The sequence below is a fragment of the Pseudoalteromonas sp. A41-2 genome, from assembly GCF_015767615.1.
GTDB classification, from domain to species: Bacteria; Pseudomonadota; Gammaproteobacteria; order Enterobacterales; family Alteromonadaceae; genus Pseudoalteromonas; species Pseudoalteromonas lipolytica.
In genome coordinates, this window is record NZ_CP065231.1 from 1,200,015 (window position 1) to 1,215,725 (window position 15,711).

Here is a 15,711-nt window from a genome sequence, read left to right on the forward strand (position 1 = left end):
TCCACTGTTGCCGGCTAGTGTGTATCACTCATTATGATATTTTTAAAAATATATTTAAATCAATCTCTTATATAAATAGAAAACTGATCTTCGAGACTTTTTTACTCAATGTGCACTGTTTTGTCAGCCAACTTAAACATATTTATTTCAATTAAGAGTGTAAAAAAAATGTTGATCAACGTAATTTTTTTAGCTATAAAGACAACGTTGTTTAAATCGTTTTCAACATAATAATTAACATTACACATTGTGACTGCAATAAGCCTAGCTAATAAGCTGGGCTTTAAAATAAAACAAAAAGACAACGTTGTTTATTTGCAGGAGCCTTTCATCTATAACGAGGACACACCATGCGGAGATACCATAAAAGTCAGCTCGCGCTATGTATTCAGGCACTTTTGTTCGGTTCAATATTATTACCTAAAGTGACAATAGCGGCTGAAGAAGCCCAAGAAGATGTAGCAAAAAAAAGTAGCGGCATTGAAGTAATCGAAGTTTCTTACGGTTACGGTAGCGTCAAAAAAGAAGATCTTACAGGTGCTGTAAGTACTGTGGAACTTGAAGATGTTGCTGATTTACCAGCTGGTAACATCATGCAAAACCTTCAGGGTCGAGTTCCAGGTCTTCAAATAACAACCAATGGTTCTCCCGAATCGACGGCGACAGTTAGAATTCGAGGTCAAGGACTAGGCCCGCTTGGTAATAATGACCCTTTATACGTAGTAGATGGTATTCCAACTAAATCGGGAATGCATGAATTGAATTCGCATGATATTGCCGATATTCAGGTTTTAAGAGATGCTGCAGCGGCTAGTATTTTTGGCGCGAGATCGGGCAATGGTGTCATCGTTATTACAACAAAAAAAGGCCAAGAAGGACTGAATTTTGATTTCTCATTCAATCAGTCATACGATGATTTTGACTATGATTTAAATCCTTTAAATACTCAGCAGCGTGGTGAAGCAGTGTGGAGAGCAGCAGTGAATGATGGCTCTGATCCAAATGCCGCAAGCCCGCTATATAGCTTTGATTGGAACGGTGATTTTAATAATCCACAATTAAATGGCATTTCTCTTCCAACATATACCGATCCTAATCAAGTCCAGCGTCCTGCAGATACAAATTGGTTCAATGAGGTAACTCGTTCGGCAAAGGTTACGGATATTAACTTTTCCTTATCTGGTGGGTCAGATCGTGCGTCTGTATATAGCTCATTAGGTTACTTCAATTCTGAAGGTGTTGTAGATGGCTCTGAGTTCGAACGTATTAATTTTCGTGTAAATTCAGAATTTCAAGTCACTGATAAGCTAAGAATAGGTGAAAACTTCACAATCACCAATCAGGAATCAAATTTAGTTAATACATTGGCGGGACAAATCTTGGGCTTAGCTATTGAGCAACAATCAATAGTACCAGTTTATAACGATGAAGGCGGTTGGGGTGGTCCTGTTCCAGGTGTAACGGATCGTGATAATCCCGTTCGCATTATTGAAATGAATCGAGATAATGTCAGTCGCTTTAATAAAGTGATGGGTAATATCTTTGTAGAGTATGAGCCGGTCGAAGATCTAACTTTGAAAAGCTCATTAGGCATCGATTATGGCCAGTATTATTTTAGAAACTTCACGCGTGCATTTCAGGCTGGCTCTTTAAATTTTGGTGATCAGTTATCTGTTACAGATAATTGGAATAGAAGTATTACTTGGACTAATACGGCTGAATATAAGTTCGATATTAATGACCTACACCAATTTACGGTGCTAGCAGGTACTGAACAAATAGATTATGAGTATGAGGGTGTAGTTGGTTTTGGCTCTGGTTTTGCTTCAGATGAACGAAACTATGCTCATTTATCCCAAGCAACAGGTGATGTGCGTGTTGAGGGTGATGGTGATAAATGGTCTTTAAATTCATATTTTGCACGATTGGATTATAACTACGATAATCGATATCTTGCTGGGTTGACTATTCGTAGAGATGGCTCTTCTCGCTTCGGTAGTAATAATCGGTATGGTAATTTCCCTGCTATTTCAGCAGGTTGGGTGGTAAGCAATGAATCATTTTATGATTTAGAGTTTTTATCAACACTTAAGTTTCGTGCCAGTTGGGGTAAAACAGGTAATCAAGAAATCCCTACAGATGCGACATATACAACCTATTTAAGTCGCTATGCAACTCAATCTTTATTTACAGACCGCCAAGATGAAGGTACTGCGTACGATATAACTGGTGCAAATGGCGGCAATTTACCATCTGGGTTTGTCAAAGCGCAAACTGGTAATCCTGATTTGAAGTGGGAGACATCGACTCAAACTAACTTTGGTATCGATTTTGGTATGCGGTATGACACCATCTACGGAAGTCTAGATTGGTTTGAGAAAACAACCGATGACATTTTAACCCTAACTAATCCGATTGCTACGCTAGGTGAAGGTGCCCAAAAATGGGTTAATGGTGGGACAATTGAGAACTCAGGTATCGAGTTTATCGTTGGATATGCAGATTATTTGACGTTTGACAGTTTAGACGGTGATATTGATGTTGATGTTAGTTTTAATGTGTCATCAGCTAAAAATAAAGTGGTGTCTCTTCCTGAAGATGTTGTGAATTCTTTTGGTGGTAATGGAACGGATAAAACTATTTTAGGGCACTCAATTAACTCTATTTATGGGTATGTAGCTGATGGCTTATTTCAAAGTCAAGCGGAAATAGATGCGCATGCTACTCAAGCTGGAGCTGGTTTAGGCCGTGTTCGTTGGAAAGACCTTGATGGAAATGGGGTCATTGATGAAGATGACCAAATGTTCTTTGCAGATACAGATCCAGATTATACCTACGGCTTTAATTTAAGTCTTAAATATAAAAATTGGGACTTCAACATGTTTTGGCAAGGCGTTGAAGGCGGTCAAATCCGTAACGGTTGGAGAGGGTTTACGGACTTCACATCATTAAATATCGGTTCAAATTACGGTGACCGTGTACTAAATGCTTGGACAGTCGATAACACAGACTCAAATGTACCCGCTCTCACGCTTATTGATAATAACGGTGAAGGACGTCAATCAAGTTTATTTTGGGAAGAGGGGACTTATTTAAAGCTGCGTAACCTGTCGATTGGTTACACCCCTGACGAGCAGTGGTTAAACCAATACGGTATATCTTCTGCCCGTATATATCTGCAGGGAAGTAATTTAATCACTATTACGCCTTCAGGTACTTTAAGTCAGGATCCTGAAACACCTGATGGCAATTTCCCTATTCCAAGACGTATCACACTTGGCGTGAACCTTTCATTTTAATTACTGGCAACAATAAGAGTACAAACTATGAATAAATTAACCACCATGTTTGCTGCCACAGCATTTACTCTCGCTCTCGCCTCATGTGGAGGAGCCGATTTAGACACTCCTCCTTCTGGGGTTTTGACTGAAGATCAAGTCTCGACAACAGATAACGTTGACTCTTTGATCATCGCAGCGTATTCGTATTTAGGAAATGACCATTATACCGCGCCAAATTTCTTATGGCCTACTGGCAACTTACGAGCTGGAGATGCGCATAAAGGAGGGAATGGCCCAGGTGATATTTTTGCTTATCACGCATTATCATTATATCAACCGATAGTACCTGATATGGAGTCTTTCCCGCCTGATTTGATTGATTTAAATAATAAAAAATGGACACGTAATTATACCGGTATTTCACGGACAAACGCAGCACTGCAGGTGATTGCTAATGCTGCTGCTGATGCTGTTGATAATCGAGAAGCAAAGCAGGCTGAGTTGCGTTTTATCCGCGGTATTTTTTATTTTGACTTAAAGATTCACCATAAGTTTATTCCTTGGATTGATGAGTCGATGACTCAAGAACAGATATTAACAGCGACTAACCGTGACTTTAGTGATCAAGAGTTATGGGACAAAATTGCTGCTGATTTCGAATTTGCAGCGAACAACTTACCAAACATTCAAGAGGATGTTGGTCGTGCTTCCGCACTCTCTGCAAAAGCGTATTTAGCAAAAACTCTTTTATATCAAGCGTATGAGCAAAATGAAAAACATCAAGTAGTCAAAATAAATCAGCAAAAGTTAGAACGAGTTGTGAACTTAGTTGATGAAATTGAGCAGTTTGGTGTTTACGGCTTATTTGATGATTATGCAGATAATTTTTTATTTGAAAGTGAAAATGGTATTGAATCTGTATTTGCCATCCAACGCTCTTTAAATGACGGCTCTCCTGATGGTCGTGGTAGTTGGCCTAGTGCGTTGAATGCGCCAATGGCCGGTGGTTTTGGTTGTTGTGGTTTTCATGTGCCAACAGAAAACTTCGTTAATGTATTTAAAACAGATCAGCAAGGCTTGCCTATGTTCGATACATACAATGACATGAACTATGACATGACCCTTGATGCTGTAGACCCTCGTCTTGATCATACGGTCGCGATGGAAGGAAAACCATTCAAATATGATGAAGACCTGATTCATGGTGGTGATAGCTGGGCTAGAGCGCCAGGGATTTATGGAAACTTCACTGCTATGAAAGACCTTGAGCATCCACAGTGTAGCTGTCGTGGTGAAAATGGTCCATTTCCAATATTTTCATTGAATACACCGCTAATTCGATACTCTGATGTTTTGCTTTGGAAAGCTGAGGCATTAATTGAATTAAACCGTCTTGATGAAGCATTAGTGATTATTAATCGTATCCGATCTCGCGCTAAGCAAAGTACTGCAAAGCTGCACAACGCGAGCATTTATAACATTGGCCTATATGACGAGTTTTTAACCCAAGAGCAGGCCCGTAAAGCATTACGTTTTGAACGTCGCTTGGAATTAGGGTTGGAAGGACATCGATTCTTTGATCTTGTTCGATGGGGAATTGCTAAAGAAACGATAGATAAGTACTTATCTGTTGAGGCTGTTCGTAAGCCATATTTAGTTGAAGCGTTATTCACAGCAGGAAAGCATGAGTATCTACCTATTCCAAATCAGCAAATGATTTTGAGTGGTGGTTTATACGTTCAAAACTCAGGGTATTAACGTGAGTGGGCGAAAGCCCACTTAACTGTTGATTCATAAGAAGAAGTTGTTATGAAAAAAATTATTTATTGGTCTATTACTGTTGCTGTAGCTGGTTTTTTATTCGGTTTTGATACCGCTGTAATTTCAGGTGCAGATAAACCTATCCAAGCACTGTGGGAAACGAGTTCGCTGTTTCATGGTTTATTTATTATGTCTTCGGCATTGTGGGGCACTTTACTAGGTGCACTGATGGGTAATTACCCATGTGATAAGTTAGGGCGTAAGCCAACACTTGTTTTGGTGGGAATACTATTCTTTATTTCTGCTTTAGGTTCTGCTGTCGCGCCTGATCCATATAGCTTTGCGTTGTTGCGTTTTATTGGTGGTGTGGGAGTGGGAATTTCCTCTATTGTTGTCCCTGCCTATATTTCTGAAATTGCCCCTGCAAAATTTAGAGGACGTCTTGTTGCGCTCTATCAGTTTCAAATTGTATTTGGGATATTGATTGCGTTTGTTTCAAATTTTTTAATATCGGGTACATCATCAATTGATTGGCGATTAATGTTGGGTGTTGAGGCTATTCCAGCATTGATCTACTTAGTCATGATATTAAAAGCGCCTGAAAGCCCTCGTTGGCTTGTGCAAAAAAAGCGTGAGAACGACAAAGCACGTCAAATTTTGGTGAATCTTGGTGAAGAGAATCCCGATATAGTTTTGAATGCTATTGAGCAAGATCACAAACAGCACAAAGAAACAAAACTGTTTGGTGGAACTTATAATAAAGCAGCATGTTTTGCGTTTCTATTTGCGGCTTTTAATCAACTTTCAGGTATTAACTTTATTATCTATTATGCTCCACGAGTATTTGAATTAGCAGGTTTAGATGTCGATCAATCACTACTTTCGGGTGCAGGGATCGGGATTGTTAATTTGTGTTTTACGATGTTAGGTTTGTCATTGATCGATAAGTTTGGTCGTAGAGCACTTATGTTTATAGGCTCATTTGGCTACGTTATATCTCTTTCTGTAGTTGCATGGGCATTTAGCTCTGGTTCAGGTGGTTTTACAGTCGTTGCATTTGTCTTCATTTTTATTGCTGCTCATGCAATTGGACAGGGGACTGTTATTTGGGTTTTTATTGCAGAAATATTTCCAAATAAAGTTCGGTCAAAAGGGCAATCACTCGGCTCAGGAACGCACTGGTTCTTCGCTGCAGCTATCACATTATTAATGCCTTTCTTTTTGGAGCAATTCACTGCATCTGAAGTATTTACTTTTTTCACCGTCATGATGCTAGGTCAGCTCATTTTTGTTACTTGGTTTATGCCTGAAACAAAAGGGCGTGCTTTAGAAGCTATTTCAATTGATACAGATAATAAACACGGAGTTTTAAATGCGAGTCGTTAACTTAATCGTAATTTCATCATTTATGGCAGCATGCGGCATGACAGATAAAGTACAAAAAACGGGCGTTGATCTAGTGGCAAATTCAGCTGCAGAAGCATTTCGCCCCGCCTATCACTTTACACCTCCTCAAAATTGGATGAACGATCCGAATGGAATGGTGTACTACAAAGGCGAATATCACTTATTTTATCAGCATAACCCAAATGACACTGTCTGGGGGCCTATGTATTGGGGCCATGCTATAAGTAAAGATATGGTTAATTGGGAGCATCAGCCAATTAAACTATTTCCTGATGAGCATGGCACTATTTTCTCAGGCAGTGCAGTCATTGACTGGCAAAATACAAGTGGTTTAGGCAGTAAAGAAAATCCACCAATGGTTGCAATTTTTACCTACCATAACGAGGAAAAAGCCAAAGCAGGTGATATCGATTTTCAAACTCAAGGTATTGCCTACAGTTTAGATAAAGGCCGAACTTGGACTAAGTATGAAGATAATCCAGTATTAAAAAATCCAGGCATTCGTGATTTTCGCGATCCTAAAGTGAGCTGGGACCTACAGACAAATAGCTGGATAATGGTATTAGCACAAGACGATCATATTGGTTTTTATTCATCGAAAGATTTAAAAAATTGGCAGCAGGAAAGTACTTTCGGCGCTGATTGGGGAAGTCATGCTGGTGTATGGGAGTGTCCTGATCTAATACGAGTTAGAATTGAAGGAACGGATAAATATAAATATGTTTTACTTGTAAGCATAAACCCTGGGGCACCAAACGGAGGTTCTGGTACACAGTACTTTGTCGGTGACTTTGATGGTAAAAAGTTTGTTTTGGATAAACAGTACCAATCGATGCTGAAATCAACTCCAGCGACATTCCCAGAAGGTCTGAGTTTTAGTGATTTCGAAAAGGGAATTGAAAGTTGGAACGTAACAGGTGATGCATTTCACGTTGAACAAGGAGAGCAATCTATAGTTAGCTCATTTAATGGCACGGACGAATCAACAGGGAGCATGTTATCACCAGCTTTTGACATTAATAAACCATTTATAAATTTTAAAATTGCAGGCGGTAAACACCATAATAGAACAGCGGCACAACTGATTATTGATAATAAAGTTGTTCGCACTTCAACTGGAAATAACTCCGGAAATTTATTAGAGAAATCTTGGAGTGTCAGTGAATTCGAAGGTAAGAGCGCTCAAATTAAAATTGTAGATAATGAAATATCTCATTGGGGACATATTAAAGTCTCTGACATTATATTTTCAGAACACGCAGCAAATACTAAAATCGAACCATCCGTATGGTTGGATTATGGTACAGATAACTATGCTGGCGTAACATTTGCTGATGTGAAGGATGATCGTCATTTGTTCATGGGATGGATGAGTAATTGGCAATACGCTAATACTGTACCTACAGAGTCATGGAGAGGTGCAATGACAATCCCAAGAGAGTTGAAGCTTTTACAAACAAATGAAGGACTACGAGTGGCGTCTGTTCCTGTTAAAGAGCTTGATACATTATTAAGTGGTGAACAAAAACAAGCTATCCTTGAAGGGCGAAAAAGTTATGCTTTACATGAGCTTTTTAAAATTGCTTCTGGGCAGTTTAGGGCGCAATTCGGTGCAAATAGCAAAAACCAAGAGCTTATAGAAATTAAGTTAAGTTCGATTAACCAAGAAAGTGTAAGCATACTGCTGAATCCAAAAACAGGCCTCGTTTCTCTAGATAGAAGTAAATCGGGTTTAAGTGATTTTGATCAAGAATTTACGCGTTTACAAAAAGCGCCGGTGATTGCTAATCTTGAGAATTATCAATTTGATATTTGGGTTGATAAAGGCTCAATAGAGGTGTTTATCAATGATGGACAGACAACATTGACATCTGTTGTGTTTCCAACTGAACCATATAGTCAGCTGTCCATTTTGAGCTCACAAGAACTTACTTTAAATGATGTAAGCGTCACTAATATTTCAGTCACCAAGTAACTTAACCATTCTATCGACCTTATAGTAACATAAGGTCGATAGATTTTAAGGCGTAATAAGTTATGGGTCGCAATTACGGGCTATTAAGTGCCATATTTTTCGTTTATTTTATAGCGTGGTCGTTTTCCTTTTCATTGTACCCAATTTGGTTGAGTCAAGAAGTAGGCCTCAATGGCGAGCAGGTAGGGATCGTGTTTAGTGTGAATGCGCTTACTGCTTTAGTTATTATGCCTTGGTACGGTTATATTCAAGATAAGCTTGGATTAAAAAAAGGTTTATTGTATTTCATAGCAATCGCAATGATTTTACTTGGGCCATTTGTTAACTTAATTTACGAACCTTTCCTTAAATCTCATTTTTACTTGGCTGTTTTTATTGGAGGGGCTTTTTTTTCCCTCATATTTCTTGCAGGTGTGGGGGCATTAGAAAGTTATATAGATAAACAGAGCCGAATTGTTCAATTCGAGTTTGGTAAAGCTCGTATGTGGGGGTCATTAGGATGGGCCTTCGCAAGCTACTTTGCCGGACTGTCGTTTAATATCACGCCAAGTTTAAACTACTGGTTAACAAGCATTGCTGCAGTCTGCTTTTTAGTTTTGCTAAAATTCGTAAAAGTAACAACAGATGATGTTCAATTAAATAGTTCTCCGAGTCTTTTAGAAAACAAAAGGATTTTGTCGTTTTTTAAAGTACCGGGGCTTTGGCGGTTGAGTGCGTTTGTTATTGGGGTAACGTGTATTTATGCTGTTTTTGACCAGCAATTTGCTATTTATTTTACAACATTTTTTGAGGACCGTAACACAGGAAGAGAATACTACGGCTATTTGATGTCTGCGCAAGTTGTCTTTGAAGCACTCTTTATGTTTCTAGGGGTGAAATGGGTTAATCGTTTAGGAATTAAACGTGCTTTGTTATGCAGTGGTGTACTTATGGCTATCCGTATCTTCCTTTCAGGAATTGTTGCTGATAGTTATAGTATAAGCCTGCTTAAATTATTGCATGCCGTCGAACTTCCATTGATGATTATAGCAATATTTAAGTATATTAATATGCATTTCGAAGCTCGATATTCTGCTATGATTTATATGATTGGTTTTCAGTTTACGACTCAGTTTATGGCCTCAATTCTTGCAATAGTAGCTGGGGTGCTCTATGACCAAATAGGATATGCTCAAACTTATCGTTATTTGGGCTTCCTTGTAACACTATTTCTAATAATCTCTTACTTTACTCTTGCACATGATAAACCTAAAAAGAGTTGCGACTAATTAACTCAAAGGGCAAGTGGTGATGCACAATATCGCTACGCTGATCTATTAAATATTCCATTGCCCATTTACCCATTGCGTAGTGAGGTAATGCCATTGTTGTTAAGGTTGGTTTCAATAATTCAGGGATATCACCCCAGTTATCGAAACTAGCGATACCAATGTCTTTGCCTATTTCCATACCTTTGTCATGTACAATAAAGTAAATCTCAATAGCCATAGGGTCTTGGCCACAGATAATTGCATCTGGTTTAAATTCATCAATAATCCTTGACGCGGCAACTCTAGAATTTGAAACTTCACTTCCATCGGGCTGACAGTGAATAACAGATTCAATAAGTAAATTAGATAAAGGCAGGTTATGGCTTTTGAATGCACTAATAACGCCTTCTTTACGGCCTTTTGCAGCTACAATATCTTCGTTTAAGTTTAGAAATGCGATACGCTTATATCCCTTACGAATCAGAGCGGAAGTAATCTCTTCACCTGCTTGTTTTTCATCTGGTACTACACAAGGAAAAGTTGATGTTTTAGGGAAGCAATTAGCTAAAATTGTAGGTATCCCCTTTAGTTCATCCGCCATAGAAACTTCGCGGTGATACATTGCAGAGTAAATAACACCTTCAACCCTGTATTCAAACAAACTTTCTATCGCCTTATTTATACTTGCTTGGGTTTCATTGACATTGAGTATCAGCAATTCTTTATTCTGCTGCCAAGCAACCTCTTGAGCACCACGAATCATATCGAAAGTGTAAGGAATATTTAGTAATTCATCCGCAATAATGGCGTAAATGTTAGATTTTTTTCGGCGTGTTAAGCTTGCAGCTCTATTTGGCCTGTAACCTAACTCTTTAATGGATTTTAATACTTTCTCTCGGTTGATACTTTTCACAGTAGGATCATTGTTCACTACCCTAGAAACTGTCTTAAATGATACACCTGCATGAGTAGCAACTTGTTTGATAGTAACCATCGTAACTAGTTTATTCCTTTTGTACTAAAATATCTTTTGTAAATCTCAGGGGGTATGATCTTACTACATTTATAGAACTTACCATCGTAGTAAACTAATGGATTAACGTTATTTTTGACATAATTTATTTCTTCAGTATACCTAATAAATCACTATTTTGAAGCTGTTGTATTCAGATCTAAAGTGAATGATAGCGTTTATTTATAGAAGTAAATCATATCTTAAGTGATTACTAGGCTATCTATCTTTAAAGTTAACTAGACTACAACGTTCACTATTTTAGCGTAAGAGGGTCTTAATGTTTGTCCCTTTTGTAAGTTTGTTAGCTCATTCTCTCAATTTAAGGTGGAAATTTTGAGAGTGTAAAAAGAACAACATTAGTTTTTCAACAGATTAAAGGCTGGAGTGGTATAAGAATCTAGTAAACCTTGGGGGATATTTATATGAAAAACTGAATAATAATCTTAGTGTCATCCACCTTTTTGTGTACATGCTCTTTAAGGGTAGGGGGTTGGTTTTAAGGAATAATATGTATTGGTTTATCTGCTTACAAGTCGAGTTAGTTTTAGGTTTTATCTGGTACGCAACTAAGAGCGAATTTGAGACTTTTGACTAAAGTCAAAAACGTGGCAACAACTTATATTATTTGATACATGTACATCAATCACTAAAAGTGAGCACGAGTGTGTAGAAAAATATATTACCTGTTCGCTATAAACATGACATTTTTTAGCGCATATGAGTAACTACAAAATATTTTTTGAATTTCAGCGACCTTGGTTTCTCAGCGATTTAACAACTAGAAAAAACAGCCTTGAAGGGGAGTTGGCACTCTGTTTTCAAGTTGAGTGTGATAATGAATCCAAGACTATAGAAATAGAGGGCTTGGATGATCTAGATCTAGTTTCTAACCTACTTCAATCTGAGAAAGTAATCATATCCCAAGCACTAAACTCACAAAGAGAGTATGGAACGATTCGTGTTGAGTGTTGGATTGATGGTAGTTATTCAGAATTTTGGTGCAATAAAATAAAGTAGAGCTGACATCTTTGTTTGCTTCAACCTCAGTTATTTATGGCTCTTAAACACACGCTATTTTTTAAAACGGTTACTTAAAGGTTATCGTTTTTATCCTCGATATTTAATTTTAATAACATACATAAGGTTATTTTAAGTTTAATAAATTACAGTTAAGTGCAAGCAAAGTAGTAAGCAAGAAAGTAGTAAACAAAAAAGTTAAAAGTAACTCATTTTATGTTTTAGAACATGAAAACAAGGATGAGTATACGCTAGGCTAATTCTGCACATTTATTACGCATAAAAAGAGCACTTATCTGAATGCGTTTTTTACACAAGAGGCACTATGAATTTTAAAAATACAACAACTCATTACAATACACTCTCTATTGCCTTGCACTGGCTAATGTTTATATTAATTGTCACTGTTTTTGGCAGTATTGAGCTACGTGAGTTATTTGAAAAAGGCACTGAAACCCGTGATGCCTTTAAAATGTGGCATTTTATGTTGGGTTTATCGGTTTTAGTTTTAGTGTGTGTGAGGGTAATTGTGCGTTTGGCGAGTGGCTCGTTACCTGCTATTCAGCCTGAACCTGCAAAGTGGCAAAGCACACTCGCTAAATGTGTACACGTTTTGCTGTATGTCTTTATGTTTACTATGCCGATAGCGGGTTGGTTAATATTGAGTATGGCAGGTAAACCTGTGCCATTTTTTGGGGTAGAGCTCCCCCCATTGGCAAGTGAAAACAAAGAGCTTGGTAAAACCATAAAAGAAATACACGAAACAGCAGGTAAGGTTGGGTATTACTTAATAGGCTTACATGCTGCGGCTGCATTATTTCACCATTACGTTTTGGCAGATAACACTTTTAAACGTATGTTGTTTTCTAAAAAATAAACACATTACAAAAGCCAAAATGGTGGAGCTTTAAGGTCTGGTATCACAATTATCAAGGTCTGCTCATGCGCGTGAGCTTAATGTAACGATGCAATAAGTCGTTTAAGTCGGCCCGTTGGTTCGCTCTACATTGCTAACGTTTACAAATTATAGTTGGCGTTTTTAGTCACTTTATCGTTGATTTTATTGCGAAACCGCTGTGCTTTTAATTTGTTTTTAGCACGGCTAAATCAGCGATGCATAACAGCCAAGCCATAACAGCTAAGCTATAACAACCAAGCTTTAAAGAGCGAAACTTATTTTATCAACACCCTGTTTTTGAGCCTTAAAACAGCCCTCTTAATTAAGAGAGCTGTTATGTACCTAAGGTCGTTATTTTTCGAATACCTTAAACCCCCAAGCGGGCAAACTTAACGTTGTGTCGTTGGTAAAGTTAACCGTTTTCCCCGATAGCGCCTCTTTATATTCACCGATAAATAATGGTTCTTTAAAGTTCACTGTTTGCGGTTCTTTGGATAGGTTAAATACTGCAAAGACTTTTTCATCGCCTTTTGCGCGTACGAAGCTAAGAACGTGTTTTGGAGCCGTGTTTGGTACGTGTGCCATACGCCCACCAAATTGGCCATTCCACAGCGCTTCGTTACGATGTTTGAGTGCAAATAGTGATTTATATAAATCACCGATTGGGTGGGGTTGCCACTTAATCGGATCGCGTTCAAAAAAGGCGAGTCGTCTATCGTTTCCTGCTTCTTGTCCGTTATAAATCATTGGGAAACCTTCACCTACGACCGATAATGTAATGACCGCTTCAAGTGCGTCACCGTAGGTTTCAAACATAGTCCCTTCCCATGCATTCGAGTCGTGATTGGCAACCCCTACAAGCCGATAAGCCTCTACAGGGAATGCGCTTTCGTTCCAAGAATAGTAAACAAATAGAGCGCTGACATCGGCATGGCCATTAACTATTTTGTGCATGTGTTCTGACCACGACCATGCATAGGTCATATCAAAGGCTTCAGCGTGTAAATCACGAGACTCCCATTCTGCTAGCATTAATACAGGTTTTATTTCATCGAGTTCGCGACGTACATTATTCCAAAAATCAACGGGAACAAAACCGGCTACGTCACAACGATAGCCATCTACACCGACTTCTTTTACCCAGAACTTCATAGACTCTGTCATGTATTCACGCAGCGCAGGTTTTGAGTAATCGAAGTCGATTATGTCAGACCAATCCCACCAAGGCGTTGGTCTAAATTGTCCTTGGTAGTCACGCTCGTACCAATCAGGGTGCTCATAGCGCAGCCAGTTATCCCATGCACTGTGATTCGCCACCCAATCTAAAATAACGTACATGCCCATGTTATGCGCTTCACTTACAAAGGTTTTTAAGTCATCAAGGGTGCCCAGTTCAGGGTTTACTTTTCTGTAGTCTTTGACTGAATATGGGCTGCCGAGAGTGCCTTTACGGTTTTCTTCGCCAATTGGGTGTACGGGCATTAACCAGATTATGTCGACACCTAACTCTTTTAAACGAGGTAACTGCTTTTTAGCTGCGTTAAAGGTGCCTTCGGGCGTAAATTGACGGGTGTTTAGTTGATACATTACCGCATTTTTTGACCAGTCGGGGTGAGTGATCTTTACATAGGGCTTTGGCTCGTAAACATGGGATGTTGACGTGGTTTGCGTACAGGCAGTGAGCACACACAGTGTGAGTATTAGTAAACTTTTTTGCAGAAATGAATTCATGTGATTCCTTAAACACAGTTGAATAACAGCATGTGATTAAAATATATACTTCAAATCGCGGTGCAACAATAAAGTGCATACGTATTCACTTTTAATTTACATAATCGATTAAGTGATATATTTGCTGTGTTTTCGTAGTTATTTTTTGATGTTTTCTGGAATGGTTAAGTTTATTTAGGAGTGCTTTTATCAATAAACAATACGGGTAGTATCAATAAATAAAACGGCTAGCTAATATTAAGCACTGATAGCCGTTATGTGATCTAGGGAAATTAAGCAGAGATGAAAAATGCAGATTTATTGGGATCCCAGCTGACGAGCTGTTTGATTTCAAGCTCTTTCATAATGGTTAATAATTCAAACTCGCTCAGGCAGCAATCTTGTTTGAGTTTTTCCAGTGAAATTTCTTTGTTACGGCTACGAAGTTTAGAGGCCAACATAATACGGTAAATTAATTTTGATTTACGGCTCATAACATTCTCCCTCCTTATTTTTTTATGCAATGACACTGCTTATTGAGAGTGTTTTACTGTTTTGGATTAAAGCATGGGTTGAATGACTATGGCTCATCATTTTTATCTCGTCAATTTATGTCTAAATGTTAATGCGTCAGTGGTAAAAAACGTTCAAAAACCTGTTTTATATTCGCAAAATAATGCATTGAAAAATAAGCTGTTATTTATCTAAAAACAGTAATAGGTAGGCTGCATATTTAATTGAATTAACTAACAAGCTTAGTATCTCATTGTTTTAGCTTGATTTTTACTAAAAGATTTGTTCAATGCGTTTTGTGTATTTAATGGCTATGTGTTTAGTGAATGGCATACAGAGTAAGCTAGCAAGCGTTTTAAAAGAGGCGGTTGCAACTATGTTATCGGGCATTTTTTAAGGCTGATAAAACGCTTTTTGTAATCGAACAAAAAGTTAAAGTTTATGTTTAGGTATTTATACATTACGGCGAGCACAGAGAGCGAAAGCCGATAAGTGCCGAAGTAAAGGGGCGGTACTATGGTGACAACGGCCCTTGCAATCAGTTTTCTGTGTACTGTATTTACTGAGTTATGAGTTAAGCATACTCTTTTTAGGAGGTGTGTATACCCACTGTCTCATCAGCACTTTTTGGTTACCCAATAACAGCAACCCGAGCGCGAATTTCTCTGTTTTAGGCGTTATAAAGGCGTATTCATCAGGGGGTGTTAAGCGATATAGCCTTTTCTCGTTTTCTATAACGTTGATTAATGGATAAAAAATAATGTGGCAAAAATTCAGCTAAACACTTTTAGTCCCTTTTATAGAATTTTATATTTTTAAAAAAATAAATATAAAGAATAAAATATCTTGATTTTAAAGTTTATTACGAATATTGTAGCCGCAAT

The 15,711-nt window shown here is 38.1% G+C and carries 9 protein-coding genes; 6 read left to right on the forward strand and 3 right to left on the reverse strand.

All coding sequences use genetic code 11. The features are described from left to right. The first annotated feature begins 350 nt into the window (after positions 1–350). The 5 genes from IT970_RS05565 to IT970_RS05585 all read left to right on the forward strand — a co-directional run bounded on the left by IT970_RS05565 (position 351) and on the right by IT970_RS05585 (position 9,692). Positions 351–3,299 carry a SusC/RagA family TonB-linked outer membrane protein gene (locus tag IT970_RS05565; protein WP_075594269.1) on the forward strand — a complete coding sequence of 983 codons (2,949 nt, stop codon included), beginning with the start codon at positions 351–353 and terminating at the stop codon, positions 3,297–3,299. Positions 3,300–3,326: 27 nt separating this feature from the next. Then, entirely contained in the window at positions 3,327–5,039 is a 1,713-nt protein-coding gene (locus tag IT970_RS05570) for a RagB/SusD family nutrient uptake outer membrane protein (protein WP_196857664.1), read from the forward strand. Between the two features lie 51 nt (positions 5,040–5,090). Then, positions 5,091–6,428, forward strand: coding sequence for a sugar porter family MFS transporter (locus IT970_RS05575; RefSeq protein WP_075594271.1), 1,338 nt, complete (start codon positions 5,091–5,093; stop codon positions 6,426–6,428). Beyond that, a complete protein-coding gene (locus IT970_RS05580; RefSeq protein WP_118844143.1) occupies positions 6,415–8,424 on the forward strand; it encodes a glycoside hydrolase family 32 protein in 2,010 nt (669 codons plus the stop codon). The genes IT970_RS05575 and IT970_RS05580 overlap by 14 nt, the downstream gene beginning before the upstream one ends. Positions 8,425–8,486: 62 nt before the next feature. Beyond that, the gene (locus IT970_RS05585; RefSeq protein ID WP_196857665.1) at positions 8,487–9,692 is read left to right on the forward strand and encodes an oligosaccharide MFS transporter; all 1,206 of its coding nucleotides are present in this window, start codon (positions 8,487–8,489) and stop codon (positions 9,690–9,692) included. Here the strand turns inward: IT970_RS05585 and IT970_RS05590 are convergent. Further along, complete coding sequence (locus IT970_RS05590) at positions 9,673–10,668, reverse strand: LacI family DNA-binding transcriptional regulator (protein ID WP_075594274.1); 996 nt, start codon at positions 10,666–10,668, stop codon at positions 9,673–9,675. The two genes, IT970_RS05585 and IT970_RS05590, sit on opposite strands and share 20 nt — an antisense overlap. A gap of 1,363 nt (positions 10,669–12,031) precedes the next feature. Between IT970_RS05590 and IT970_RS05595 the strand changes: the two genes are divergently transcribed. After that, positions 12,032–12,583, forward strand: a complete 552-nt coding sequence (locus IT970_RS05595) for a cytochrome b (RefSeq protein ID WP_118844146.1) — start codon at positions 12,032–12,034, stop codon at positions 12,581–12,583. A 372-nt stretch (positions 12,584–12,955) separates the two neighbouring features. Here IT970_RS05595 and IT970_RS05600 read toward each other — a convergent pair whose 3' ends face one another. Then, a complete protein-coding gene (locus IT970_RS05600; protein ID WP_118844147.1) occupies positions 12,956–14,335 on the reverse strand; it encodes an alpha-amylase family glycosyl hydrolase in 1,380 nt (459 codons plus the stop codon). Positions 14,336–14,607: 272 nt separating this feature from the next. Further along, complete coding sequence (locus IT970_RS05605; protein ID WP_075594278.1) at positions 14,608–14,808, reverse strand: hypothetical protein; 201 nt, start codon at positions 14,806–14,808, stop codon at positions 14,608–14,610. Positions 14,809–15,711 lie beyond the last annotated feature (903 nt).